Below are 22229 nucleotides of genomic sequence, written 5' to 3'. Positions count from 1 at the left end.
CATGTTTATCTGTAAGTATGAGTGAGGTATACCAACGTATAGTTATATAACTATCGCAACGATAGGTGGCCGGCTGGACTATCGTGCGACGCTCCGCGTCGCATGCCGTTCTGGACGCTCCGCGTCCTCCCTTGAGAAAGCGGTGCGGCCTGGAGATGTAACGCGCAGCGGCACGACATGCATCCCCACGCTGGAGCGTGCGCAACGATAGGTGTCCGTCTGCTCCGCGTGGGCATGACCGTCAGGTGGATCACACCCGGAAGTGGCCGACCATCATCTGCAGCTGGCCACCCAGGCGTGCCAGTTCGACGCTGGAGGCTGCGGTTTCTTCGCTGGCTTCGGCGGTCTGTTCGGAGACGTCGCGAACATTGACGATGCTGCGGCTGATTTCGTCGGCCACCGAGCTTTGCTGTTCGGCAGCGGCAGCGATCTGCTGGTTCATCGCCTGGATGCTCGAGACGGTCCGGGTGATGCTCTCAAGCGACGTACCGGCCCTGCGCGTCAGTTCGACACTGCTGTCTGTCAGCGTGCGGCTGCCGAGCATGATGCCCGACACCTGACGCGTGCCATTCTGCAATGCCGACACCAGCCCTTCGATTTCTTCGGTGGACTGCTGGGTACGTTGCGCCAGACCGCGAACTTCGTCGGCCACCACGGCAAAACCCCGGCCGGCTTCCCCGGCACGCGCGGCTTCGATGGCGGCGTTGAGGGCCAGCAGGTTGGTCTGCTCGGCGACCGCCTTGATCACATCCATGACCTTGCCGATCTTGTCACTTTCCTGCTCAAGCACGTTCATTGCGTCAGATGAGCGAACCACCTCGGCGGCCAGACGTTCTATCTGCTGGATGGCCTCACCGACGACCTTGTCACCGTCACGCGCTTGCTTGTCGGCATCGGAGGCCGCCACGGACGCCTGCTCGGCATTGCGTGCCACTTCATGAACAGTCGCCGACATTTGATGCATGGCGGTGGCCACCTGGTCGGTCTCGACCTTCTGGCTGTTGACCCCTGCACTGGTCTGCTCGGTGACCGCCGACAGTTCTTCGGCCGCGCTGGCAATCTGCGTGACGCCATCGCGAATACCAGAGATCAGTTCACGCAGCGTCGTACCCATGCGCTGGATGCCTTGCTGCAAGACGCCCAGTTCATCGCGTCGGGTGACCGCTTCGGTATGGGTCAGGTCGCCGGACGCAATACGTTCGACGATGGCCAGCGTATCGCGCAATGGGCGAGTGATCTGACGCGTGATGACCACAGCGGCAAGAATGCCCAGCAGCATGACCAACACCACACAACCTGTCTGCAGGCTGCGCGCCTGAGCGGTGTCTTCCTTGCCCATCTGCATCTGCAGGCCGTACAACTCTTCGCCCAGTTTGACGATGGTGGCGCCTTGAGTGGTCAGATCCTTGCGCACGCTCGCAGCTGTCTGAGTGGTTGCCTTGAAGGCATCGACCGAGCTGCGGTAATTGCGCAGAGCGCTTTCAAACTGTGCGATCTGTTCGCGGTTGGCAGTGCCAAAAGCGGCTTTGAGCCTGTCCAGATGACTGATCGCGCTATCGAGCTGCTGGAAGGCTGCTGTCTCGTTCTTGTCGTTCGGATTGCCGGTATAACCGCGCACTTCATAACGCACCAGAACCAGGTCTTGCCGAGCGCTGTTTGCCAACTGGGCCAGATCGAAGCGTGCCGGATCAGAAGGATCGATCTGCATGACCGCATTGTTCAACGACTCGACGGCCTGCATCGCTGCTGTGCCATTGGCGGTCATCTCGTTGCGCACTTTGGCCCCGGCCTGGTACGCCGCGCGCATGCTGTTCAGGGATGCTTCATAGTCGCGAGTGACATCGGCCAGTTCGCGCAGCGGTCTGAGGTTGACCGGATTGTTGAAGCTGACGAGCAGTGATTGCTGCTGCGCCTTGAACACATCCAGCTTGCCTTGCATGTTCTGTGCTGCGGTTTCATCGCCGTCCGTCAGCATGTATTGCAGACGCGCGACTCGCAGAGTGGTCAGGTTGTCACTCAGCCTGGTGATATCGCCGATTCGGTCGGTGCGATAGATGAGCTTGTCGAGGCTGGTCCAGCCAACAAGGGCGAGGACAGCCGTGAAAAAAAGAACGGTCCCAAAGCCCAATGCCAACTTCATGTTGACGCTGATATTCGCAAATCTGCTGTTCATAAAATCTCCTGAAAATGCTTTTTTGTGCGCAACGAAAGAGCCGAGATTTGTTTTTATGGACAGCAAACCCGCGCGCCAGAGCTATCGGCCGCAGAAGAGCAAAACTTGATCGGAAAAAGGCAATCCGCGCGAGCGCGCCGATTAGGGAGGGAAATCGGGGGCTGAACAGCCCCCGATTCAATCAGGCAGTCAGTTTGAAACGCGCCACGACATTGCGCATGTCGCTGGCGACCCGCGCCAGTTCATCGGCGGTGACCGCATTGTTATCGATACCCAGCATCAACGTCCCGGAGCTGTTACGAATCTCCATGACATTGCGGTTGATGTCTTCGGAGACCGCATGCTGCTGTACGGCAGCACTGGCGATCTGCGTGTTCATCTCGACGATACGCTCCACGCCCTGACTTATGCTCGACAGGCTGCCCGAGGCATCGCTGGCGGCACTGATACACGCATGAGCCTTCTGCTGCCCGGCCTGCATCTGCTGCACGGCAGCGTCGGTCGCACTTTGCAGTTGCTGGATGATGCCGCGAATTTCTTCGGTCGACGCCTGAGTGCGCGAAGCCAGCGTGCGGACTTCATCAGCCACTACAGCAAACCCGCGACCCTGCTCGCCCGCCCGCGCAGCTTCGATGGCAGCATTGAGGGCCAACAGATTGGTCTGATCGGCAATGGTGCTGATGACCTGGATAACGCCACCAATCGACTGACTGTGCAGGGCCAGCGCCTGGACTTTCTGGGCACTGACTTCCACTTCTTCGGCCAGCGCCTGAATGGTCGAGTGAGCCTGATGCATGATGCGCAGACCGTTACGTGATGCGGTGTTCGCTTCATCGGCGGCCAACGCAGCACCTTCGGTGTTCTGCGCCACGTCGGCAACGCTCGCGGTCATCTCGTTGATCGCGGTCGCCACTTGCTCCGTTTCAGCCTGCTGCGCGTTCATTGATTGCTTGGCCAGGCCGATGGATGCGCCCAACCGGGAAGCCACATCAGTCAGTTCGTAAGAGGTGCGGTCCATGTGCGAGATAGAACTGGCGAAGGCGTCGGCCATCAGGTTCAGGCCGTTGGCGATATCCGCCACTTCGTCCTTGCTGACGACCGCTACGCGGGCACTCAGATCGCCCTCGCCCAGACGGCGGGTAACGCCCAGCAGGCTGTCGATGGTCAGGCGCAAGGCACGGTAGATGCTGCAGAACGCGTAGAGCAGCAGCAAGCCCATGATTACACACATGGCAATGACGACTTCGCGTTGCAGCACCAGAGCGTCGTTGCGCGTATTCAACTCATCCTGAAGCGCAGTCTGAATTTCGTCCTGAGCCTTGTAGAGGCCCGAAACAACGACGTTGCCGCGCGCACTCAGCGCCTGCCCCTGCTGCACCGAGAACTCTGTGCCTTTTACGTACGCGTGCAGGTCGCCGCGAAAGCTGTCCATCGCTGCAGTAGAGGCAGTGATCGGGTCACTGATGCGCGCGGCCAGTTCTGGCGAACGGCGCTTGAGCAGTCGAATGCTTTGCTCCAGCTCCGCACGAAATTGCAGTTCGATCTTCAGCAGGCTCTCGAGCGAGCCACGCATCGATACACTCAGCCCCTGACCGGTTATCAAACCTGCCGTAATACCGCGGATCTGACCGGCGACGTTGATTTCCCGGGGCATACGGATGGTGCTCAGGTCGATCAGAAACAGCGAGGCGTAATCTTCGTCCAGCACCATGCCTGAGGTAGCCGAGACGTAGTAGATAAAGTTGAGTGTCTGGGCCAGTTGCTCATTCCACTGGGCGAACACTTCATCCTGCGACAGGCCTGGCTTGATACTGTCCATCAGGGAACGGGTGCTTTCGCGCAGGCGCTGTACGCGGTTCTCGGTTTCCAGCTGCTGCCCTTGTCGCGCATCCATGTCGGCAAGGTTAGCAAGAGCAGTCTCGAGCTGAGCGCGGTTGCTGGTCATATCCTGAGCGGCAGAGGCATCGCCGGCCAGCAGACGGTTACTGACCGCACGCTGCAGCATGGAGAGTCGCAGAACGGGGGTGGTCAGTTGCAGGTACTCACGGCCAACGCGCTCTTGCGCGACGGTGTCGATGCTTGCATTCAGGCTGTTGAAAACCCGCAGACCGAGAACGATCAGCGGGATAACGATAATGATGGCTAAAACGGCAAACTTGGCAGGGAAGCGCAGGCGATTGGTCAGGTAGATACCAGGCGAAAAGATGTTCATAGTTTTCTCTTTTTAATTAGGGGTCCAATCCGGGTGGAAAAGCTCCTTTCTTTGCATCACGGGTAATACGGGCCGGCTGTGCTGCGCTGAACGCGGCAACCCATTCAGATAGAGGCACATTGACATCACTTGAGAGCAATGGCCTATCAGGAAGTTCAATGGGTGCTATAGCCTGATACTCGGGCTATCGACCAAACCACGGTTAACGTGAGGTCAAGATCATCGGGAGGATGGCGGGCTAGAGCGATTTGCCGCTAAGACGCTTGCAGCAGGCATGATCCGAATGAGGGTATTCAGGTGAATCAGGCGGGAAACAACCGTTCATCTGACAGTCTGGCGACCGTAGACTTTGCAAAAGGGTAATACCGTCGTGCGCCACGGTGACGCACGACGGTAAGCGTCGTATCGAGGTGATCGAGGGCTATTCAAGCCCTCGCCCACTCCACGTTCGACAGACCGAGCTTTTCCGCCTGAGGCTTGCTCAGCTTCGGCACCGGGTCGGAACGGTACTTGGGGATCGCACCGAACCCGGCATCCACCGAAGCCCAGTGCCAGGCCTCTTTGTTGTCCATGGCACCTGCCCTTATGTAGAACGTCTTGTAACTGCCATGCAGCAGGTAATCGATACGGTAGTGTTTTTCATCAGCCATTGGGGTGCTCCTGCTTTGTCGACTCGCAAAACAGATCGCAGCAGTTTCAAAAAATTCAAAATATTAATACCATCATTTAAATGATGTCATATAGCCATAAGCTATGTGTCCTTATAACTGAACTATGGGGTTTAGTTGACGATAGAGTTTGTTTATAACAGCGCTTTTCACGCTGTTTCCTGCCTTGAACAGTGAGCGCCTACAGGTCAGTCCAAGTAGGCTTCTCCGCCACGATGAACGTCCATTCAGCGACGCCGGGGGAATAATCAATTTCTATTGAACTGCAGTTTAAACACCGTCGGTCCTTTTTAAAAAAAGTTAGCAGTAACGATCGTGCTCTTCAGTCCCTCATAACCTGTGACTGCGTTGAATCGAGCCCACGCACATGGGTTGACGCTTCCCGAGAGATCAAAGCCTGAGGATACGACATGTTCATGTATAACAAGCGACTTCAATATACCGTACGTGTAGCAAGACCCAATCCTGGACTGGCCAACCTTCTGCTTGAGCAGTTCGGCGGGGCTCAGGGTGAACTGGCTGCAGCCGGACGCTATTTCACTCAAGGGTTGAGCGAAGAAGACCCAGGCCGTAAAGACCTGCTGATGGATATCGCCACCGAAGAACTGAGCCACCTTGAAATTGTGGGTTCCATTATTGTCATGCTCAATAAGGGCGCTAAAGGTCAATTGGCTGAAGGCATCGAAGAAGAGGGCGAGTTATATCGCTCTATCAACGGTAACGGCAATGACTCACATATCACCAGCCTGCTGTACGGCTCCGGTGCGCCGCTGACCAACTCTGCCGGTGTGCCCTTTACAGCGGCTTATATCGATACCATCGGTGAGCCTACAGCAGACTTCCGTTCCAACATCGCCGCAGAATCCAGAGCCAAGATTGTTTACGAGCGATTGATGAACGTGACGGATGACCCGGGCGTTAAAGAAGCGCTGGGCTTTCTCATGACTCGCGAAATTGCGCACCAGTTGTCTTTTGAAAAGGCCCTGCACGCCATCCAGCCCAACTTCCCGCAGGGCAAACTGCCGGGCATGCCGGAATTCACTAACAAGTACTTCAACATGTCCGGCGAACCCAATGTACGCGGCGCCTGGAATCAGGGCGGTGACTGGGAGTATGTGGAATCGCCACAAGCGGCTGTCGATGGCGGCGATGGTACGGCCTCGGTCACGCTGGATAAAAAGGACACCGAGGTGCTGGAAATGATGAAGGAACGGACCCAGTCCGACCCGGCCGCCAACCCGATTACCGGTGCCGACCTGGGCTCTGGTTTTGTCCAGGGCAAAGACGCCTGAAACGGCAACCCTTGTTTTGATCAGGAGAATGGAATCATGAAAAAACTCAGCTCCAGTCAACCTCTCACGCCCCGCGACCAGCTGGATAGCGCGTTGACCAACAGGGTGTTTGTAAAAGGACTTCGTGCCTTCGAGGCGCAGGCGTTGCTTGCACGCCGAGGCTTTCAAGTGGTGATGGCGACCAAGGGTTTCGGCGTTGGAACTCTGCTTGAAAACGACCTGCCACGTCGATGATCCAACGGATCATCAACGGCACGCGCCTCAACCAATCACTTTGAAAACGTAATGATGGTTTCTCAGCGTTACCCGCATGACGCTCTACAGGGTGTAGATCCCGTCATGCGGTGCAGAGGATTTACTTCTTGGCAGCATCACCGCCATGCGCAGCAGCGAGTTTTTTCGCATGCTCCAGATGCTTCTCCAGCGTAGGCAGCGTTGCCTTTGCAAACGCCTTCAGCTCTGGATCCTTGCCATTCTCGGCCTCTTCCTTGTACAGCTTGATCGCCTGTTCATGCGCGGAGACCTGATTGTTGGCATAAGCCTGGTCGAACGACTTCTCGCGCATCTCCAGAATCATTGCCTTGGCTTTGTCCATCAGCATAGGGTCTTCGGACACTTCAAGGTTCTTGCTTTTTGCGATCGCAGCCAGCTTCTCATTGGCAGCGGTGTGATCCGTGACCATCTGCTTTGCAAATTCCTTCACATCTGCAGAGACACCTTTCTCATCCTGTGCGAGCTTGCCAACCTGAACTTCGGCGATGCCTTTGGCAGAAGCATCTTCTACGAAATCATCAGCGTCCTGAGCAGCAACAGCCATTTGCGAACCTAGCGAAAGCACAACGGCAATGGCGCTCATGCGAAAATAATTGTTCATTTTCGGTCATCCTTTTATGGGCTGAATACGTCATCGTTATCGATGACATGAACGTTACGACCGGCTTCAAATACCTGCGTTCAGCCTTTTTGATCGGACACGGCATACGCCGATGCCGCGGTCACCTGTTGCGGATGTAAACCCGGACCGGCAATGAAATTTTTCCGCACGACCATCGCCCCCCCTGGAATAGGCACGATCGCCACCTATCGGTACCCGGAAAATTACGCTGAATTTCCCTGTACTGAGGCACTCACTTATCTACGTTGCATAGAAAAACAGAAGCCCCGAATGACCGCGTCAACGTGATGTTCAACTGCCGAGGTACGATTTTCATGACGTCTCTTCAAGTGATGACCGGCGATGCCGTCGTCAAAACCGTCGTTGAAGAAGCCTGTTCAAAAACCGTCTATCAATCATGGATGAATGAACGTGCTCCCGAACATCAACACGATGCGGTCCTGTTTCTGAATCACTGCCTGGCCCTGGCCGAGCGGGAACACTGCGACCTTCCGGCCCAGCCTGAAGCGCTTGAACAGTGGATGGAGCAGAACGTAGGGGTCGTGGCTGATCAATACGCGCTCTATCTTGAGCAACGCCGCGCAGGAAAACCGAGACGGTTTTTCAAAAGCAAAGCGCACGCGATGTATTTCATTCAGCAAGTTGCACCGACCAAAATGGTCGACGGCGCCTGGCTATACGGATTGCTGCCACGCTGGGCAGACTACCGTTTTCACGGCCTGATTCGTACGTACCTTGAAGAACTCGGTGACGGCGAACAGGCGCAGAATCACGTCTCTCTGTACCGGAAACTGCTGGCGGATCTGGACTGCGACACCAGCGCTCCACTGGCAGACGATGCTTACCTGCAGGGAGCGATTCAGCTGTCACTGGGGCAACTGAGCGAGCAGTACCTTCCCGAGGTCATTGGTTACAACCTGGGCTATGAACAGCTGCCACTGCACTTGCTCATCACATCATTCGAGCTGAATGAACTGGGCATTGACCCTTACTATTTCACCCTGCATGTGACGATCGATAACGCCAGCACCGGCCATGCGCGCAAGGCTGCGCAGAGCGTCCTTGAGTTGCTGCCGGTCGGCCAGGAGCGCGACGAGTTTTATCGTCGTGTCGCCAGTGGTTATCGCCTCAATGAGCTGGGCATGGGTTCAACTCAGGTGATCCAGTCGTTCGATCTGGAGCAGGAAGTGATCGCCATGCTCGAGCGCAAGCGCACGTTCGGTCAGCACATGCATTCCGACTACTGCCGTCTCGACGGCAAGACCGTCAACGAGTGGCTCGCCGAGCCCGATCAGATCCCGGAATTTCTTGCCGTACTGGAGAACAGAGGCTGGATCAAGCGTCACGAAGACCCTCTGCACAGTCGCTTCTGGAAACTGTTCGAAGGCGCCGGTGCACCGATGTTCGGCGTCTTCAACGGTTATGAAAAGCAACTCGTGCACGATTGGATCGCCGGCGAGTGGCTGTCGGATGGCAGTGCACAACCCACGGTCGGCAAACGGCTTCCGGAAGCCTTTCGCGCGCGCTTTCGCAACCTGCAGGACGGCGCTCAGCCCTCCCCCGCGCTTGCGGTGCCTGCGTCGGCGGATGCTGATCCGGACGTGCGCGAACTGCACATGAAACTGGAATCTGCGCCCGCCTCGGAGAAGATGTCCACGTTGATCGAAAGCATGTCGCCGGCAAGACACGCGACCGCCGCCGGCCTGCACGCGACGCGTCTGTTTGTGAGCAGCATGGCCGAGCGCATGACAGGAGCCCACGCATGAGTCTTCCCCTCCCCGACAGCGCCGCGCTGATTGCGCTGGCACAGCGTCTTGAAACCAGTGGCTATCGCTTTATCACGCCCACACCCCTGACCCATCGACACGTCAATCAACGCCCGGAAAACCGTACTGCCGCGTCACTGCGTGATGTCTTCGGCTGGAGTCGGCTGATACCGGAGTCCATGCTGCCGGTCGAAGAGGCTCAAGGGCTGCTGGCGGCCGGTATTCTGGAACGCAAGGAAGACGGCCTGAAAAGCCGGGTGAGATTTTCCAGCCTGAATGACCTGCTGCTGGTGCATTCCGCGTTTCCTACCGCAGATGAAGACTCGGTATTTTTCGGTCCGGATACCTATCGCTTCGCGCAGTCCATCGATCGTCATCTGCAAGGCACGTCGCACCCGATCAACCGCGCCGTCGACATCGGCTGCGGTACGGGCGCCGGTGCCATGTTGATCGCGGTCGCCCGTCCGCAGGCTCAGGTGCATGCCGTCGACATCAACCCCAAGGCGCTGCATTTCGCGCAGACCAATGCCGCGGTCGCCGGGCTGAAGAATATGGAGTGCTGCCACAGCGATATTCTCTCGGGCCTGAGCGGAAATTTCGACCTGATCGTCGCCAACCCGCCCTACATGAAAGACACCAAGCGCCGCGCCTACCGCCACGGTGGTGATGCATTGGGCGCGGACCTGTCCGTGCGCATCCTGCGCGAATCATTGGACCGCCTCACGCCGGGCGGCTCGCTGGTGCTTTACACCGGCGTGGCCATGGTGGGCGAGCACGATCCGTTTTTCGAGGCCGTGCAGGCCGATATCGACCATGCGGCACTGGCATGGACGTACCGCGAGCTGGACCCGGATGTCTTCGGCGAAGAGCTGCTTGAAGAGGGCTACGAGGACGTGGACCGTATCGCAGCGGTCGAACTGGTAGTCACCGACGGTCCGCATGACCCACCGAAATATCTTCAATAGTTCATGCTTATAGCGCGCATAAGAACCGAGCATTGGTCAGCCAGTCAGCATCCCGGTGACACTTGCTACGAGCCATCGATCAACACCTTGCTGTTGATCGATGCAGGCTCGTAGCGCACCGAAAAGGATGACGACACATGCCACGCCTGAACAGGATTATCGAAACAGCCCTCTACGTAGAAGATCTGGCGCACGCCAGGGAATTCTATTCCGGCACCCTTGAACTGGAAGTGATGTTCGAAAGCGCGACGCTGGTGGCCTTAAACGTCGGCGGTGTGAGCACCCTGCTGTTGTTCAAGCGCGGCGCGTCACTGCAGACGCAGTACCTGAGCGGCGGAGAGATACCACCCCACGATGCACAGGGCCGGATTCATGTGTGCTTCGCCATCAATGCCGACGAGATGCAACCCTGGGCTGATCGCCTTGCCAAAGCCAGCGTCGCCATAGAAGGCCGCACCGAATGGCCCAAGGGCGGATCAAGTATCTACTTCCGCGACCCTGACGAAAATCTCGTCGAACTCCTAACGCCCGGCTGCTGGGCGATTTACTGAATCGCCAAGGTCACGCGTTGTTCTGCAAAGGTGGGTCAATAAAGCGGGCAATCGAATGTTGATACGCGAGTGTGCCGCCCCTCAAATGTTATGTTATAACAATTGAGTGTTTTTAACTCAGCCTTCCCTAGCGATCTTCCCACGCCATGATCAAGCCTGTTTCCCAATCCTTTCCAGTCACCACAAAGCACGCCTTGCAGGCCGGTCAGCACGCTTGGCAATGGCTACCGGGTGAGCCGCCCTCGCGGCACGTCACTGTGGGTACGCGTGTTTGATGCTGGCGCTGGAACGCCTCGCGTGGGCACCGGAACAGACGTCAGTCTGCACGCACGAACACTTTGCCTTGAAGGATATCGACCTGCAGATCGCCGCAGGCGAGTTCGTCGGCCTGATCGGGCCCAATGGCAGCGGCAAAACCAGCCTGCTGCGTTGCGCATTCCGCTACAGCCGCCCGCACAGCGGCAAGGTCGCCATCAAGGCCCGCGATATCTGGTCCTGCAGCCCGCGCTGGTGCGCCCGGCACGTGGCAGTGGTTGCCCAGGAGTTTCCCGATGCATTCGGCCTGACGCTGCTGGATGTGGCAAACATGGGTCGCGCGCCCCATCAAGGGTTCTTTGCCGCAGACAGTGATCACGACCGCGCAATTGTACAAAACGCGCTGAACGCCGTCGGGCTGGCGGGCTATGAGCAGCATCGGTTCGACACGCTTTCCGGCGGCGAGAAGCAGCGTTGTCTGCTGGCGCGGGCGCTGGTGCAAGAACCCCGATTGATGGTGCTGGACGAGCCCACCAATCACCTCGACCCGCGCCATCAACTGGAATTGCTCGGGCTGGTCAAACAGCTCGGCATGGCCACGCTGGCCAGTATTCATGACCTGAACCTGGCGGCGGCATTCTGTGATCGCCTGTGTGTCATTCATCACGGCCGGCTCATTGCGCAAGGCACGCCCCGGGAGGTGCTGACCCCGGAAATGCTGTTCAACGTGTTCGGCGCCAAGGCGCTGGTCGACAGCCACCCTCTGCGTGACTACCCACGCATCACCTGGATACCCTGAGATGAACTGCCTGTCCGCCCGCCTGGCTTTGGTCGCGTTGCTATGCAGCCCGATGGCGTATGCCGCCTACCCCGTCACGGTGCAAAGCTGCGACCGCTCGGTGACGTTCACGGCTGCGCCGCAGCGTGCCGTCAGCAACGATGTGAACCTCACCAAAATGATGGTTGCTCTGGGTTTGCAGTCGCACATGGTCGGCTACAGCGGCATCACCGGCTGGAACAAGCCCGACCAGGCGCTGTTGCGCGACCTGGGCAAGCTGCCCGAGCTGTCCAGTAAATATCCGTCTCTGGAAACGCTGCTCAATGCCAACGCCGACTTCTATTTTGCCGGCTGGAACTATGGTATGCGCGTGGGTGGCGATGTCACGCCGCAAAGTCTCGCCCCGCTGGGCATTCAGGCCTACGAACTGACCGAATCCTGCGCCCAGATAATGCCCCGCACCGAAGCGACGCTGGAGGATGTCTACAACGACCTGCTCAATCTGGGTCGGATATTCGATGTGCAGACCCGGGCCGAAACGCTGGTTGCACAGATGCGCCGCAGCGTGAGCGACGTCGAGAAAAGCGTGGCAGGCAAATCGCCGCCCAGGGTATTCCTGTATGACAGCGGCGAAGACCGGCCGATGACCGCCGGGCGTCTGGCCATTCCCCAGGCGCTGATCAGCGCTGCGGGCGGCCGCAATGTCATGGGCAACGTCGCGGCCAGCTGGACCCACGTCAACTGGGAGTCGGTCGTGCAAAGCAATCCCGAGGTGATCGTGCTCGTCGACTACGGCGAAGTCAGCGCTGCGCAGAAACAGCACTTTCTTGAAAGCAATCCGGCACTGCAATCCGTGGACGCGATCCGCAACCGGCGTTATGTCGTGCTGCCCTATGTGGCGGTGACGCCCGGCATCGACAATGTCACGGCCATCGAAACGCTTGCAGCGGCATTTCATGACGTGAAGCGATGACGCTGGCGCAGTGGCTGACCGAACGGCCGCGTCGTTACCTGGGCCTGTTGATCGCTCTGACGCTTTTGCTGCTGATGTCGTGCCTGGTGTGCATCACCTTCGGCGCGGCCCCCGTGCCCTTGAGCCGGGTGATGGCTATCCTGATGTTCAAAGTCTCAGGTTCTGCCGAACATCCACCGCTCTGGACAGCAGGTCAGGAAACCATCGTCTGGCTGATACGCACGCCCCGCGTACTGCTGGGCGCGCTGGCAGGCGCAGGGCTGGCGCTGATTGGCTGTGTTCTGCAAGCCGCGACCCGTAATCCGCTGGCCGATCCGCATTTGCTGGGAGCGACCTCGGGCGCCACGCTTGGCGCAGTGATCGTGGTCATGCATGTGGGCGAAGTATTTGGCATGCTGACATTGCCACTGGCCGCCTTTGTAGGCTCGCTGGTCAGCCTGTGCCTGGTGCTGTGGCTGGCCAGTCACCAAGGCCGCCTGGACAGCCAGCGCCTGCTGCTCGGCGGCGTGGCCGTGTCCTTCGTGATGATGGCAATCGCCAACCTGTCGTTGTTTCTGGGCGACCACCGCGCCAGTTCCTCGGTGCTGTTCTGGATGCTCGGCGGGCTGGGTCTGGCCCGTTGGGAATTGCTTGCGGTGCCGTTTATCACAGTGCTGTGCGGTTGGGTCCTGCTGCAAGGGCTGGGTCGTTCACTGAACGCGCTGATGGGCGGCGACCAGACCGCCGTGAGCCTTGGCCTGCAAGTGCGCAACGTGCGCCTGCTGGTTTTTCTGATCGCCTCACTGATGACCGGCGTACTGGTCGCCCTGTGCGGCTCCATCGGTTTTGTCGGCCTGATGGTGCCGCACATGGCCAGACGTCTGGTGGGCTCGGAGCATCGACGATTGTTACCCGTCGCCACCCTTCTGGGCGCATTGTTGATGGTCTGGGTCGACGTCATCTCCCGCACGCTGATCGCCCCCGAAGACCTGCCGATAGGCATTACGACCGCCTTGTTGGGAGGGCTGTTTTTCATTTTCATGATGAAGCGCGGTCAGTGACTGGCAGTCCTGCTTGCGGCGGGCAAACAGGACTGCCCGCGGCCCTTCTGGCTACATGACAAACTTGTGTCATCGTTTCTTAACACCTTTATGACATTTATTTTGCGCTGGTTATTTAAGGCTGCCGACGCACCTGAATACAAACCGGCTCATCCATTCATGCATGAAGCAGAAGGAGCGACACTTGAGAGTGACAGTGTTCGGAACCGGTTATGTGGGACTTACCCTTGCTGCTTGTCTGGCTGAAGTAGGCCATACCGTGTGTTGCATGGACGTCGACAGCAAGCGCATTGACGCGCTGCGCGAAGGCATATGTCCGATATTCGAACCTGGTCTTGGCGAACTTCTACGCAATGGCCTGGACTGCAAGAGACTGAGTTTCACGACCGATGAAGTACACGCCAGTCGCTTTGCAGAGTTGCTATTCATCGCAGTCGGTACGCCAGCGCAAGCCGACGGCAAGGCGGACCTGAGCCAGGTGCTTGCCGTACTGCACTCGGTGATCAGACACGCCGAAAATGCCCCGATAATTGTCAACAAATCGACCTCGCCAGTGGGCACCGTCGACCGCCTGCTCGCTGAGATCGCTGCCAGTACGCGACGCGATGACGGCTTTGAAGTGATCAGCAACCCCGAGTTTTTCAAGGAAGGCTGCGCGGTCAGCGATTGCCTGCGTCCGGATCGCATTATCGTCGGCGGGGCCAGCCCGCGGGCGCTGGAGCAGATGCGCGAGTTGTATCAGCCGTTCAGTCGCAACCGCGAGAAGTTCGTGGTCATGGATGCGCGCAGCGCAGAGCTGTCCAAATACGCTGCCAACTGCCTGCTGGCGACCAAGATTTCGTTCATCAACGAGATCGCCAACCTCGCTGAACAAGTAGGTGCCGACATAGAACAGGTGCGGCTAGGCATCGGCTCCGACCCGCGTATTGGCTATGACTTCATTTACCCAGGCTGCGGCTTCGGCGGCTCATGCTTTCCCAAGGACTTGCAGGCGCTGATCGGCACAGCCAGCGAGCACGGCGTGGAAACAGCGTTGCTCAACGCCGTGGAACAGGTCAATCGCCGCCAGAAGCACCGCTTGTTTGAAAATATCCATACGCATTATCGTGGTGATCTCAGGGGCAAGGTCTTCGCCGTCTGGGGACTGGCCTTCAAGCCCAATACCGATGACATTCGCGAAGCCTCCAGCCATACCCTGCTCAAAGCGCTCTGGGCAGCCGGTGCCAGGGTTCAGGCACATGACCCTCAGGCACTGGAAGCGGTCAGGCATCATTACGGCGAGCGAAACGACCTGCAACTGGTGCAGTGCAAGCAGGATGCTCTGGAAGGCGCAGACGCTCTGGTGGTGGTGACCGAATGGCAGGACTACCGCGTGCTGGATCTGGACCAGCTCGGCGAAAAACTCGGTGATCGCGTGGTGTTCGATGGCCGCAACCTGTTCGACCCGTCGCAACTGCGTGAAGCGGGCTTTACCTACTACGGCATTGGTCGTGGCCGGGCGACTCCGGCATGACGGTGCTGGTGACAGGTGCTGCGGGGTTCATCGGCTTTCATGTCGCCAGGCGTCTGTGCGAACTCGGTGTGGAGGTCGTCGGTATCGACAACCTCAACGATTACTACAGCGTCGAGCTCAAGCAATCGCGCCTTGCCATACTCCAGCGCCTGCCAGGTTTCACGTTCCACAGGCTGGACATCACCGATGCCGAAGGTCTGTCCACCCTCTTCTCGCAAAACGCCTTCGAACAGGTCATTCATCTGGCGGCGCAGGCCGGTGTGCGTTATTCGCTTGAACAACCGAATGTTTACGCCCAATCCAATCTGGTCGGCTTTATCAACGTGCTCGAGGCCTGTCGGCAGTATCGACCGGCGCACCTGATCTACGCGTCGAGCAGCTCGGTCTACGGCGCCAATACGCGCATGCCGTTTCAGGTAGAGGATGCCGTCGACCGGCCGCTGTCCCTGTATGCCGCCACCAAGCGCGCCAACGAACTCAGCGCCTACAGCTATTGCCACTTGTACGGCCTGCGCGCCACAGGGCTGCGCTTTTTCACCGTCTACGGCCCCTGGGGCCGGCCGGACATGGCGCTGTTCAAGTTCACAAAAGCCATGCTGGCCGGCCAGCCTGTGGATATCTACAACCACGGCGAAATGGCGCGGGACTTCACCTACATCGACGACATTGTCGAAAGCATCCTGCGCCTGCGTCTGCTGCCGCCCGATGCGGTTGGCAGCGAGCCGCCTCATCAGCTCTTCAACATCGGCCGGGGTCAGCCCGTCAAGCTGCTGGAGTTCGTCGATTGCCTGGAGGCCGCGCTAGGTCTGCGCGCCGAAAGGCGCTACCTGCCCTTGCAAGCGGGCGACGTGCTGCAAACCTGGGCAGACGTCAGTGCGCTGAGCCAATGGATCGACTTTCAACCGCAGGTCTCGGTCGACACCGGCGTAAGGGCCTTCGTCGACTGGTATCGGGAGCACTATCAGGCCCGGATCTGTGCGCCACTTCAATAACAAGGACTTCCATGACCACGCCCACTTTTCTCTCCGTCGTGATCCCGGCCAAAAACGAAGCCGATAATCTGCCCAGCCTGATAAAAGAGATTTGCACAGCGCTGGACGGTGAGCGCTACGAGATACTGGTCGTTGATGACGGCAGCACAGACGACACCTTGAAAGTGCTGACGCACCTCAAGGACAGCGGGCTGACCATGTTGCGGATCCTGCACCACGAGCGATCGCTCGGGCAGAGCACTTCGGTCTATCACGCAGCACTGGCGGCCAACGGCACCTGGCTGGCGACCCTGGACGGTGACGGTCAGAACGACCCGGCGGATATTCCCGGGATGTTGGCGCTGGTACGCGCTCACGCAAACGGCTCCGGGGCGATTCAGCTGGTGGCCGGTCACCGGGTGAATCGGCGCGATACCGCCAGCAAACGCTGGGCCTCGCGCTTTGCCAACGGCCTGCGCAGCCGGCTTCTCAAGGACGCGACTCCAGACACCGGGTGCGGCCTGAAACTGATCGAGCGGGCAGCGTTTCTGCGCCTGCCGTACTTCGACCATATGCATCGGTTCATTCCAGCGCTGATTCAGCGACATAACGGCCGTATGGTCACGCACCCCGTCAACCACCGCCATCGCCAGGCCGGCGTGTCCAAGTACGGCAACCTGGACCGCGCGCTGGTCGGCATTCTTGATCTGGTCGGGGTCTGGTGGCTGATCCGTCGGACTCGGCTGGATGTTCAGGCACAGGAACTGCGGCCATGAAGCCGGACAACGAGACTTTCTGGCTGATCCTCGGCTTTGTCGGGCAGGCGGTTTTTACCGGGCGCTTTGTCCTGCAATGGCTGTACAGCGAATTCAAGAAGCGCAGCATCATCCCGGTGGGCTTCTGGTACCTGAGCATGCTGGGCAGCACGATCCTGCTGGCCTACGCCATTTACCGACAGGACCCGGTCTTCATCGCCGGCCAGGCCTTTGGTCTGCTGGTGTACATGCGCAACCTGCAGCTGATCAGCCGACAGGCCAAGACACCTGAGGAGCAATGACGGTGCGAACTCACCTTTCGCCTCGCCTCGAGGGATGGCTACTGGTCGCGCTGGCCGTTTTACTGGTCGGGGGCGGCCTGGGCTTGCGTCTGCCGCAGAACGTGGACGAAGAGCGTTTTCTCGGCGTTGCCCTGGAAATGCTGCAGAACGGCTCATGGTTCGTCCCGCACCGCGCCGCGCAGATCTATGCCGACAAACCGCCGCTGTTCATGTGGGCGACGGCATTCTTCATTTGGCTGACCGGCAGCCCGAATATCGCGCTTTACCTGCCCGGGCTGCTCTCTGCAGGCGCAACCACCGCAGTCCTCTACGATCTGGGCACCCGCCTGTGGAACCGACGCATCGGTCGGTACGCCGCCTTGTTGTTCCTGGCCACCTATCAGACCTACAGCATCCTGCGCACCGGGCAGATCGACAGTTTTCTGTGCCTGTGGATTGCGCTGGGCTTCTATGGCCTGGTCCGCCACGTGCTGCTCGGGCCGGCCTGGGGCTGGTTCTATTTCAGCTGTGCGGCCATGGGTCTGGGCATCATCACCAAGGGCGTCGGTTTTGTTCCCGCGTTGATGCTGATCCCTTACGCCTATGCCGCGCGTAAAGGTTGGCACGGTGTGGTGGCCATGCCTGGACAGGCCGCGCGCTGGGCGCTGGGTCTGCTGGTGTTATTGCTGGCCTGCTGCCTGTGGCTGGTGCCGATGATTATCTCGGTCGTGCGTGACGGCGGCCCGGAAGGCTTCGCCTACGTGCAGGAAATACTCTTGCACCAGACGGCCAATCGCTACGCCAGCGCTTGGGACCATCGCGAGCCCTTCTGGTATTTCTTCGTCAAAGTCATCCCGCAGTATTGGCTGCCGCTGGTGTTGGTGCTGCCCTGGCTGATCCCGGCCTGGCGCCGACAGTTGAGTAAGCACGATGGCCGGGTTCTGGTACTGCTCGGCTGGGTGTTGCTGGTACTGCTGTTCTTCAGCCTCTCCAGTGGCAAACGCAAGATCTACATCTTTCCGGCGCTGCCCGGTCTGGTACTGGTGGCTGCCCCCTTGCTGCCCTGGCTTTTGAAACGCTGGTTCCATGACCGCGTCAGGGCTCGGCGAATCGTCCCGGTGGTGGTGGTTGTCTGGCTTGGTCTGTGGTTCGCCAGAGGGTTCGTCGAACCCGTCATAGAGGGCCAAAACCCACACAAGGAACTGATGGAACAGGCCGCTTATGTCACGCAAGGTGCCGATCTGGTGCTGGTCAACTGGCGCGAGGGGCACTGGCTCTATGCACGCCAACCCATTGTGCATTTCGGTTTTGCCAAGCCATCGGCAACCGAACAGGCCGCCCGTTGGCTAAGAGAACACCCCGGCACCTTTGCGCTGGTGCCAGGCGAGCAACTGGCCAATTGCTTCTTGCCGGAAAAAGCCCGGCCGCTGGGACAGACCTCAAGAGCTGACTGGTTCATCGTCGATGCCGATGCCGACAACGGCCTGTGTAAACCGGAAAGTCCTATGCAGGCCTATCGCTTCGCCTGGCAGCAAAATGTTGATTAATCCCCCGCCCAGCCGCCCAACACGCGAGAGTGAATGAAACCATGCAGCTGGAAACGATCAAGGCAAAGCGCCTGACGTGGTCGAACGTCGCTCGAAGGCAGGTATCACTCGCACAACTCGTGCTGAGTGCAGGTGCTCTCGGGCTGCTGATCCTGGCCTACGCCGTGTCGACACACTTTCAGGTCCACCAACAGCTGTATCAGTACGGTCGCACCTGGTTAAAGGGCAATACGGCAGCCGACAAGAATATCTGGCTGCCGGATTTCCATGTGGTTATCGACGCCAAACCACTTGCCCCGGACGTCGCCAATATCTCCGGGATCACCTACGACTACGACAATGACCGACTGCTGGCAGTGACCAACAAAGGCCCCATACAACTGCTGGCGCTGAACGCGAACGGCGACATAATCGACCGCTACCCATTGATCGGTTTCGACGACACAGAGGGTGTGGCTTATCTGGGTAACGGTCGCATCGTGCTGTGCGATGAAGATCTCCAGCAACTGGACATCATCACGTTGCCGACGGAGGCACGCCCCATCCACGTCGAGGAAGCTCAGTTCATTGCGCTACTGATCAACCCCAGTATTCATAACAAGGGATTCGAAGGCGTAACCTACGATCCCGCCAACGACCGCCTGTTCGCGATCAAAGAGCGCGATCCACGCCAGATGTTCGAGGTTTCCGGCGTCCTGCGCTCCATCGATCAGGGCCGCTTGCAGATCAAAATTGCCGACCGGCTGGACTGGATCACGAAAAGTGTCGCTGCACGCGACCTTTCAGACGGCTACTACGACCCGCGAACCGGCCATTTACTGCTGCTCAGCGACCAGTCGCGCTCGATCACAGAACTGGACAGCAAAGGACGATTCGTCAGCATTCGATCACTGCTGGGTACCTTCTCCGACCTCAAGCACAGCGCCCCCCAACCCGAAGGCCTGACCATGGATCGTGCAGGCAACCTGTACGTCGTGAGCGAGCCGAATTTGTTTTACAAGTTTTCGAAAGTGCCGGAATAGGTAGTGAAGAAACCAGGCCTTGAGGGCGACTTTCGGGGAGTGGGGTCTGTTTTGGGAGAGCTTACGGAATTCGGAAAAATGTGCCAGTTGCTCAGGAACGTGAGCCGTGACAGATCGGGTTTTCGCGGTGGTTGCAATGATGAAGTGCTCCTGATTGTCACTCGATTCAAAGTTAATCACAGCAAATAATCTAGCATCCTCAAGCGTGCCGTCAGCTTGGGCCTATTCCTAGGCCTAGTCGATAACCTACCCGATAGAACCCACGGCTTTTGTTAGAGGGTATGGACACAGTATCAGGCGAGTGACTGCCTTGCTTCTGCAATGAAACCTCAAGGAGATGAGTGCAAGTCAAACCATTGATATCGACTTGTGCTTAAGTATAAGTCGAAATTCAAGAAATATTTGCTCGTCAAAGCTGTTTTAAAGCACGAGCAAACTGTATAAAAGACTCTAAAACCTCAACGCCATCGCACACCAACACAACAAGAGCCTCCTTTCGGATCCAGGTAAGAAGTTATAAACCCCCAAAAAAAATCATAAGAAATCATATTCTCATTTTTTTTATCAGGCTTACCTAGCAAGTCTTCAAGTATTTTGTCATGCAATTCCCTAAGAGCAGTGAGATCAGAGTTTACGGAGCTGATAACTGTAAATTTAAAACCAATCAGTGCATCACGATAAAAATCAAACTGCATATTTGATCTTTGTCCAAAAACCATGTGTGGACCGCTTACACAAGATGACCAATCTCCATTAATGCTTGATTCGATATAAACACCCAATCCCTTTTCAAGCTCAACCTTCGTCAGCCGAGGTTTAAGAGTAAATTTATTGCCAATTAAAACATAACCATATTTAGTATCTACCATAGATGACACTCACTGATTTTTAAAAGGAATAGAGCACAGGGGTACGAGTATGTTCTCAAAATTCGGAACGAATATCTGATCAACATTTCCAGTACCTAGATCAGGGTTAGCCAATGCGACTCCCGATGCAGCATCCGCATCCGAACTCAGCCTGTAGACGGTCACACCTCTTCTATATTTTGGATAAGCTGGATTATTTGTATTAGGGGCGATCTGAAGCCCATCGTAATACCCGGCAGCTGTGCCATCTGTAGTTTTAAAACCTTCTATCGTTGTGTAGTTGGGTGACTGACCTAGTGCTGTGCCAACAACTAAATCTCCCTCACGAATTTTAATATCACTATAGACGCCTACACCAAATTAAGGATCAGTTCCTTGCCAGCTTGCCGCAACTTTTTATGGAGATTGGGCTTTTGGACCTACTCAGCTCTTTTGTATTGCTATACATCTGAGTACGGGGCGTTAATTAATATTGATTCAATTTCATCAGCCGCCTTTCTCTCCCACTCCTCACTGATACGACCAAGGATTGAAACATACTGAAAAAAAAGCAGTCTTCGCGAGTCAACACCGACACGTCTATTAGCCAATTCGTAGTCTGATGCCAACTTAAATGCTACATCACTAATAAACCAATACAGCAACTCATCCAGAGAAGCTGTATGCTTTCTGAATATTTCAAAACACCTCTCAGAGCATACATAATCAAAGCCATCAGATTTCACTTCCACATGAGGGCTTCCATTTTCTGGAGAACTATTTCTTACAACCAAAAGACACCTTGGAGCTCCAATTTTCTCACCCAAAGAGTATACGGATTTTTGTATTTCTTCGATTACTGACTTCATATTAATTAGTCCTTCTCAGATAACCTTCCTTCACTAATCGCTCAACATTAAACCTTTCAGAAAGGTCAGGCAAGATTTGAGTCCCTCTGCCTAACTCACCAAATGCAGGAGCAATCTCTCCCTGAATAACTGGCAATGGCCTGAGCACTTCGTACTGATAGTATTCCTCGGCTTTTGAGCCAGGCGCCAATGCTCGTTGTTCAAAAGGAACACCTTGAGGTGATAAGAAGGATCCTTGAGGTCCACCATAACGGTCCAACTTAGTACCCACTGGTAATGTGTTCTTAATAGGATCGCCAGAGAAACCCAAGTTTTCCGGCCAATCCCAACTACCATCAGCTTTCTTAAACTGATCGTAGTAAGAAAACCCTCCGACTTCATTATCTGCAGTAGCGCCGATTGATGCATGGGTCGTTGGTGGAGTTACTTTTGGCCCAACTCATCAACTGTCGCTCTGATTCAAAATCTTTACCTCGCGCCAGTAAATATTTTCTGGTAAAGGCTGATTCTGATTGAATCGGGAGAAAACTTCGATCACATCGTCAATATTAAACCACTCATCTTTCTTTAATTGAACACGCCCTGCACCAAACGACAGCAAGCTCCCATCTTCAAAGTTCGTGCTGGAATTTGAATGATACCCTCTAAACAGAGCTTTACTTTTTGCGTCATATCTTTCAATAAAGCAAGTGAATCTGCCTCCTGCCACTTGCACATAATTACCGTCGTCGTCAGTTATGCATGCGTATGAGCTTGGACCGTAGCTTTTTAATTTTTTTAACACTTTTACAAGCTGCGCCTGGTTAACGTCAATTAATACGGGACTATTTTCGGCTTCGAGCTTCATATTCCTCA

At 56.8% G+C, this 22229-nt stretch carries 21 protein-coding genes; 14 read left to right on the top strand and 7 right to left on the bottom strand.

Annotated features, from left to right (window positions below; all coding sequences use genetic code 11):
- Window positions 1–250: 250 nt before the first annotated feature.
- The 3 genes from JOE29_RS24900 to JOE29_RS24890 form a co-directional block, all read right to left on the bottom strand.
- On the bottom strand, window positions 251–2173 hold the full coding sequence (locus tag JOE29_RS24900) for a methyl-accepting chemotaxis protein (protein WP_210079972.1): 1923 nt from the start codon (window positions 2171–2173) through the stop codon (window positions 251–253).
- Between the two features lie 181 nt (window positions 2174–2354).
- Entirely contained in the window at window positions 2355–4385 is a 2031-nt protein-coding gene (locus JOE29_RS24895; RefSeq protein WP_044313438.1) for a methyl-accepting chemotaxis protein, read from the bottom strand.
- Window positions 4386–4810: 425 nt separating this feature from the next.
- Window positions 4811–5035, bottom strand: a complete 225-nt coding sequence (locus tag JOE29_RS24890) for a DUF6555 family protein (protein WP_003316018.1) — start codon at window positions 5033–5035, stop codon at window positions 4811–4813.
- A gap of 428 nt (window positions 5036–5463) precedes the next feature.
- Here JOE29_RS24890 and JOE29_RS24885 point away from each other — a divergent pair, with 428 nt between their 5' ends.
- Entirely contained in the window at window positions 5464–6345 is an 882-nt protein-coding gene (locus JOE29_RS24885) for a manganese catalase family protein (RefSeq protein ID WP_122336462.1), read from the top strand.
- 36 nt (window positions 6346–6381) lie between these two features.
- Window positions 6382–6579, top strand: coding sequence for a hypothetical protein (locus JOE29_RS24880; protein WP_046235637.1), 198 nt, complete (start codon window positions 6382–6384; stop codon window positions 6577–6579).
- A gap of 121 nt (window positions 6580–6700) precedes the next feature.
- Here JOE29_RS24880 and JOE29_RS24875 read toward each other — a convergent pair whose 3' ends face one another.
- Window positions 6701–7219, bottom strand: a complete 519-nt coding sequence (locus JOE29_RS24875) for a DUF4142 domain-containing protein (protein WP_003401379.1) — start codon at window positions 7217–7219, stop codon at window positions 6701–6703.
- A 335-nt stretch (window positions 7220–7554) separates the two neighbouring features.
- Here JOE29_RS24875 and JOE29_RS24870 point away from each other — a divergent pair, with 335 nt between their 5' ends.
- The 12 genes from JOE29_RS24870 to JOE29_RS24815 all read left to right on the top strand — a co-directional run bounded on the left by JOE29_RS24870 (window position 7555) and on the right by JOE29_RS24815 (window position 19657).
- On the top strand, window positions 7555–9006 hold the full coding sequence (locus JOE29_RS24870; protein WP_210079971.1) for an iron-containing redox enzyme family protein: 1452 nt from the start codon (window positions 7555–7557) through the stop codon (window positions 9004–9006).
- Window positions 9003–9971, top strand: a complete 969-nt coding sequence (locus tag JOE29_RS24865; RefSeq protein ID WP_210079970.1) for a class I SAM-dependent methyltransferase — start codon at window positions 9003–9005, stop codon at window positions 9969–9971. The genes JOE29_RS24870 and JOE29_RS24865 overlap by 4 nt, the downstream gene beginning before the upstream one ends.
- 137 nt (window positions 9972–10108) lie before the next feature.
- Window positions 10109–10522 (top strand): VOC family protein, encoded by a 414-nt coding sequence (locus JOE29_RS24860; RefSeq protein WP_103689300.1) that lies wholly within the window; start codon window positions 10109–10111, stop codon window positions 10520–10522.
- Window positions 10523–10796: 274 nt separating this feature from the next.
- Complete coding sequence (locus tag JOE29_RS24855; RefSeq protein ID WP_057405964.1) at window positions 10797–11576, top strand: ABC transporter ATP-binding protein; 780 nt, start codon at window positions 10797–10799, stop codon at window positions 11574–11576.
- Between the two features lies 1 nt (window position 11577).
- Entirely contained in the window at window positions 11578–12528 is a 951-nt protein-coding gene (locus JOE29_RS24850; protein WP_057405965.1) for an ABC transporter substrate-binding protein, read from the top strand.
- On the top strand, window positions 12525–13568 hold the full coding sequence (locus JOE29_RS24845; RefSeq protein WP_057405966.1) for an iron ABC transporter permease: 1044 nt from the start codon (window positions 12525–12527) through the stop codon (window positions 13566–13568). The genes JOE29_RS24850 and JOE29_RS24845 overlap by 4 nt, the downstream gene beginning before the upstream one ends.
- 184 nt (window positions 13569–13752) lie before the next feature.
- Complete coding sequence (locus tag JOE29_RS24840) at window positions 13753–15081, top strand: UDP-glucose/GDP-mannose dehydrogenase family protein (RefSeq protein ID WP_057405967.1); 1329 nt, start codon at window positions 13753–13755, stop codon at window positions 15079–15081.
- Entirely contained in the window at window positions 15078–16073 is a 996-nt protein-coding gene (locus tag JOE29_RS24835; protein ID WP_057405968.1) for an NAD-dependent epimerase, read from the top strand. The genes JOE29_RS24840 and JOE29_RS24835 overlap by 4 nt, the downstream gene beginning before the upstream one ends.
- A gap of 11 nt (window positions 16074–16084) precedes the next feature.
- Window positions 16085–16828, top strand: coding sequence for a glycosyltransferase family 2 protein (locus JOE29_RS24830; RefSeq protein WP_024665772.1), 744 nt, complete (start codon window positions 16085–16087; stop codon window positions 16826–16828).
- Window positions 16825–17109 carry a lipid-A-disaccharide synthase N-terminal domain-containing protein gene (locus JOE29_RS24825; protein WP_003367870.1) on the top strand — a complete coding sequence of 95 codons (285 nt, stop codon included), beginning with the start codon at window positions 16825–16827 and terminating at the stop codon, window positions 17107–17109. Before JOE29_RS24830 ends, JOE29_RS24825 begins: the two co-directional genes overlap by 4 nt.
- The gene (locus tag JOE29_RS24820; protein ID WP_057405969.1) at window positions 17106–18635 is read left to right on the top strand and encodes a glycosyltransferase family 39 protein; all 1530 of its coding nucleotides are present in this window, start codon (window positions 17106–17108) and stop codon (window positions 18633–18635) included. The genes JOE29_RS24825 and JOE29_RS24820 overlap by 4 nt, the downstream gene beginning before the upstream one ends.
- Window positions 18636–18676: 41 nt before the next feature.
- Complete coding sequence (locus tag JOE29_RS24815) at window positions 18677–19657, top strand: SdiA-regulated domain-containing protein (protein WP_210079969.1); 981 nt, start codon at window positions 18677–18679, stop codon at window positions 19655–19657.
- A 458-nt stretch (window positions 19658–20115) separates the two neighbouring features.
- Here the strand turns inward: JOE29_RS24815 and JOE29_RS24810 are convergent, their stop codons facing one another.
- The 3 genes from JOE29_RS24810 to JOE29_RS24795 all read right to left on the bottom strand — a co-directional run bounded on the left by JOE29_RS24810 (window position 20116) and on the right by JOE29_RS24795 (window position 22221).
- Window positions 20116–20526: a hypothetical protein gene (locus JOE29_RS24810; protein WP_137983211.1), complete on the bottom strand. Its 411-nt coding sequence runs from the start codon at window positions 20524–20526 to the stop codon at window positions 20116–20118.
- Window positions 20527–20966: 440 nt separating this feature from the next.
- Window positions 20967–21374, bottom strand: coding sequence for an Imm63 family immunity protein (locus JOE29_RS24805; protein ID WP_074955069.1), 408 nt, complete (start codon window positions 21372–21374; stop codon window positions 20967–20969).
- Between the two features lie 442 nt (window positions 21375–21816).
- Window positions 21817–22221, bottom strand: a complete 405-nt coding sequence (locus JOE29_RS24795) for a hypothetical protein (RefSeq protein WP_010428178.1) — start codon at window positions 22219–22221, stop codon at window positions 21817–21819.
- Window positions 22222–22229 lie beyond the last annotated feature (8 nt).

The organism is Pseudomonas sp. PvP009, assembly GCF_017832995.1.
Classification (GTDB): Bacteria; Pseudomonadota; Gammaproteobacteria; order Pseudomonadales; family Pseudomonadaceae; genus Aquipseudomonas; species Aquipseudomonas syringae.
This window is presented reverse-complemented; position numbering and strand designations above follow the sequence as displayed.